Annotated in this window: 3 protein-coding genes and 1 pseudogene; all 4 read left to right on the forward strand. The window is 76.2% G+C overall.

What is annotated here, in order from left to right; all coding sequences use genetic code 11:
- The first annotated feature begins 22 nt into the window (after positions 1–22).
- Positions 23–1,108 carry a helix-turn-helix domain-containing protein gene (locus AAHZ94_RS29640; RefSeq protein WP_349996776.1) on the forward strand — a complete coding sequence of 362 codons (1,086 nt, stop codon included), beginning with the start codon at positions 23–25 and terminating at the stop codon, positions 1,106–1,108.
- A 909-nt stretch (positions 1,109–2,017) separates the two neighbouring features.
- Positions 2,018–3,091 carry a DUF4331 family protein gene (locus tag AAHZ94_RS29645; RefSeq protein ID WP_349996778.1) on the forward strand — a complete coding sequence of 358 codons (1,074 nt, stop codon included), beginning with the start codon at positions 2,018–2,020 and terminating at the stop codon, positions 3,089–3,091.
- On the forward strand, positions 3,088–3,660 hold the full coding sequence (locus AAHZ94_RS29650; protein ID WP_349996782.1) for a hypothetical protein: 573 nt from the start codon (positions 3,088–3,090) through the stop codon (positions 3,658–3,660). The genes AAHZ94_RS29645 and AAHZ94_RS29650 overlap by 4 nt, the downstream gene beginning before the upstream one ends.
- An 86-nt stretch (positions 3,661–3,746) precedes the next feature.
- Positions 3,747–4,071, forward strand: a pseudogene (locus tag AAHZ94_RS29655) (hypothetical protein); the annotation flags it as partial.

The following is a 4,071-nucleotide window of genomic DNA, read 5'->3' on the forward strand; positions in this document are numbered from 1 at the left end:
TCCCCTCCGAAGGAGATCACCCATGCCCGCGTGGAGCAAGCGGCTCCCCGTCCTGGGCCGCCCCCCCCCCGCGCGGGGGGGGGGGGCCGGCGCCGGGGGGGGGGCGGGGGGGGGCCCGGCCCGGGCGGCCGACGGCACGCTCCCCGGGCCCGCCGCCCAGGGCGGCGACTGCGCGGCCGACCTGCTGGCGGCCTACGGGCAGTTGCCCGGGCCCGCGCCGAGCGCCGCGCACCGTACTCCCTCGTCTCGCCCCGGCCCGGCCCCTGCTCCCCCGGCCGGCACGGGCCCGCCGCATGCCGCCGCGTCCCGTACCGGCCGGGCGAAGCCGATGGCGCCCGGCATCCGGGGGCTCGACCGGGACATCGCCGAGCGGGTGCCCGACTGCGTGATCGGGGTCAGTGGTGAGGTGCCGCTGCGGGAGACCCCGATCGGTTACGAGCAGGCGTTCCACGCGCTGGCCGTGGCCCGCACCGCGCCCAGCGGCCGGGCCAGCTTCCAGCGCGACTCCGACCTGTCGCCGCTCGCGGTACCGCAGGGGGTGCGCTGGGCGCAGGAGTTGCTGGCGCCGTGCGTGACGTACCTGCCGCCGCGGCGGGCCGACCCCGGCGGTGCGGAACTGCTCGGCACGCTCGGTTCCTGGCTCACCTTCGGCAGTTCCGCCAGCCGCCATCTGAAGATCCACCGCAATACGCTGGCCGCCCGGGTGCGGCTGATCGGCGAACTCCTCGAACTCCGCCTCGACCGGCGGGCCGGCCCGGCGGCGGCCTGGTTGGCCCTGCAACTGCGCTCGGTCCCCGTCGCCACCGCCACCCGGCAGCCGACGCCGACCCTGGAGACCCTGCTGTCCACCCCCGCGGTCGAGGTGTGGGCACAGGCCAGGCTCCGACCGCTGGAGCGGGCGAACCTGCCGTCGGGCACCGACACGGTACGCGCCTGGCTGCGGGCCGACGCGAAGCTGTCGCCGGCCGCGAGCGCGCTCGGCATCTCGCTGCCCGGCGCACGCAAGCGGCTGACCAGGGCGGAAGAGGCCCTGGGCCGCTCCCTCCTACACGCCCCGAGTGCCAAGCACGAACTGTGGCTTGCGATGCGGGCGCTCGGCTCGCTGTGAGCGTGGTGTCGTAACTGGCCCTTGCGCGGGGGAGCCGGGGCGCGGTCCGCGCGCGCCGATCTGCGGGCGCCGATCTGCGGCGGCTGGTCCGTGGCGGCTAGTCCGCGGACACCGCCCCGCAACTGGCGGGCGGTCGGGGCCGTCGGTCCGCAGCCGGCGACCAGCCCACGCCGAGCACCCGTAGGCCCGCTCCGTACGACCCGCCTCGTACAACCCGTTCCGTACGACCCGCCTCGTACAACCCGCTCCGCACGACCCGCCTCGTACAACCCGTTCCGTACGACCCGCTTCGTACAACCCGTTCCGTACGACCCGTTTCGTACGCCCCACCGGCACACCCCGGCCGCCCCCGGTACGCAGCCACCCCCGGTGCGCGGCCACGGGCCCCCGCCACCGCGGTGGGTTACCCCTTGCCCAGCGGCAGCGCCCCCGTACGAGCAGCCGGCGGGCAGCCGTCGGGCCACCGGCGGGCACGGGCCCCGGGCGGGTGCCCCACGCGACGACGCCCGGTGGGGCGGGACAGCCCCGGTCAGGCGAGGTGGGGGCGGGGCAAAGGTGCCATTGCGTGGAGGCGGGTATCGATTGCGTCTCGGTCGGTCGGCCCGTACCCGTCCCAGCGGGGCTGACCTGCGGCGACGGCGGATGCGGCGGCTCGTTACCCGTACGTTCTTCAATCACCGGTCGGTGGGCAACCAGCAACCGGGCTGACTGTGCACTCTGTTCCTCGCCTCCGTGCGGCGGGGACGCCTACTGTCCAGGCCAAGGCCCCGGCGGGCTGGTCCGGCGGCACACCTCACCCCTCCCTGATGAGGCGCGCGCGGCCCTCCCCCCATCCGTGCCGCTGCGCCCCGCCACCGCAGCCCGCCGGTGCCCGGTCGGCGCTCACCCTCGAAGCAGACAGGACCGCTGATGAGCCACCACCACGATTCGCTCCTCGCCCGCCAGGACCCCCGGCTGGACGTCAGCGACCTCTACGTCTTCCGCGGCGACCGGGGCACCGTCTTCGTGCTCAACGTCAACCCGCTCTCCGGCACGGGCGGCTTCCACGACGACGAGAGCCTGTACGAGATCAAGATCGACACCGATGGGGACGGCGTCGAGGACATCACGTACCGGTTCACCTTCGCGCCCATCGCCTTCGCGCCCTTCAGCACGCGCGGCAGCCAGCGGTGGGAGCTGCGCCGGTTCGACGGGGCGGCGGCGCGGGACCGGGACGCCGCCGGCACGGTGCTGCTGCGCGGGGTGACCGAGGAACCGTCCGAGCTGGTGCGGCCGGCCGGCGGCGGGCCCGAGGGCGAGGCCGACGGCGCGCTGCGGGCATGGGCGGGGCAGGCCGGCGACCCGTTCTGGATCGAGGGCACGGTGGTCACCGCGGTCAAGACCGCGCTGGCCGAGGGCACGGCGCCCGACCTGGCCGACTTCGACCCACGGCAGGCGAAGAACCTGTTCGCCGACACCGATGTGCAGGCCATCGTCCTTGAGGTGCCCGATGCGGACCTGGCCGGCGCACAGGAGATCGGCGTGTGGGGGGTGAGCGTGCTGGCCACCGACGCGGGCGGCTGGCGGCAGATCAACCGCTGCGCGACCCCGCTCCTCAACACCCTCTTCGTACTCGAAGACGCCGACCGGCACATCGACTTCAACGCGACCGTGCCCGGCGAGGACCGGCAGCGGTACGGGGCCGAGGTGCAGGCGGCGATCGAACGCGGGGCCGCCGCCGTCGGCGCGGTCACCGACCCCGCCGCGCACGCCGCCCACGTGCGCGACCTGCTCTTGCCGGACGTCCTCAGGTACGAGGTGGGCAGCAAGGCCCACTTCGGGTGGGAGCAGCGCAACGGGCGCGCCCTCACCGACTGCACCCCGGAGGCCATGTTCGCGCTGATCCTCGGCGCGCCGGTCAGCATGGGGCTGGACGCGAGCGCGGCTACGGGGGTGCCGCGTGACGTCTTCCCCTACCTGGCCCCGTCGAAGGCGGAACGGTGATCGGCCGTTCCACCGCCGCGGTGCGCGCCCGCTGGCGGGCCGACCCGCGGTGCTGCGTCCCGCTCGCCACCGGCCGCACCTTCGACGCGGTCACCCTGGACCTGCGCACCGGCATGGAGGTCATCGACCTGCTACGGCGCCGGGTCGGCGGCGGCCTCGCCGCGGCCAGGACCACCAGGCCCGGGCCGGCCGCGCACCCGGCGGTGTCCGGCAGCGCCCGCCGCCCGGCCCGGCCGCGGCCCGTGCTCTTCCCGACCCTGGTCGACGGCGCGCGTGGCCGGATGCGGCTGTTGCTGCCGCGCGGCGCGGCCCGCTGGCTGGGCGGGCTGCCGGCCGCGCGGGACGTGGAGTACCACGGCGCGGGCACGCCGATCGCCGTTCCCGGTCCGGCCGCCGCGGCCGTTGCCGGTGGTGCGGGGCCGGCCTGGGCGGTGCGCCCCGGCGCCCCCGTGGAGCGGCTGCGCGGCCAGCTCGGCCCGCTGGCCGCGGCCCTGGAGACCGCCCGGCTCACCGTCGGCTGGTGCACCGGCCCGACCGTCGAGAGTCAGCCGTACGCCGGAGTCAGGTAACCCCCCGGCACCCTTACGGCGTCGTACGGAGGGGGCGCATTTCACCCCCGACCAGCACGAGCGCACCAACGTACGGGGAGGAACCAGTGGCACGACTGACCTTTCGGCAGGCCCGCGAGGAGGACCACGCGCCGATCGTGGCGGCGATCAGGACCTGGTGGGGCGCGACCCGCACACCGGACGAGGCCCGCGAACTGTCCCTGCTGTTACCCCGGCTCTTCCTCCAGCACTTCGCGGCCACCAGCCTGATATTGGAGGGCGCCGACGCACCGGCCGCTGCCGGGGAAGGCGGCGGGGCCGGTGGGCCCGCCGGGGCCGGCCACGAGTCGGGCGGGGCCGCGGGGGCCGCACCGGACGGCGTGGGCGCGGTCGGCGCGGGGGCCGGAGCAGGGGCCGGCGTGGCCGGAAACT

Source organism: Streptomyces sp. HSW2009 (genome assembly GCF_040240285.1).
Classification (GTDB): Bacteria; Actinomycetota; Actinomycetes; order Streptomycetales; family Streptomycetaceae; genus Streptomyces.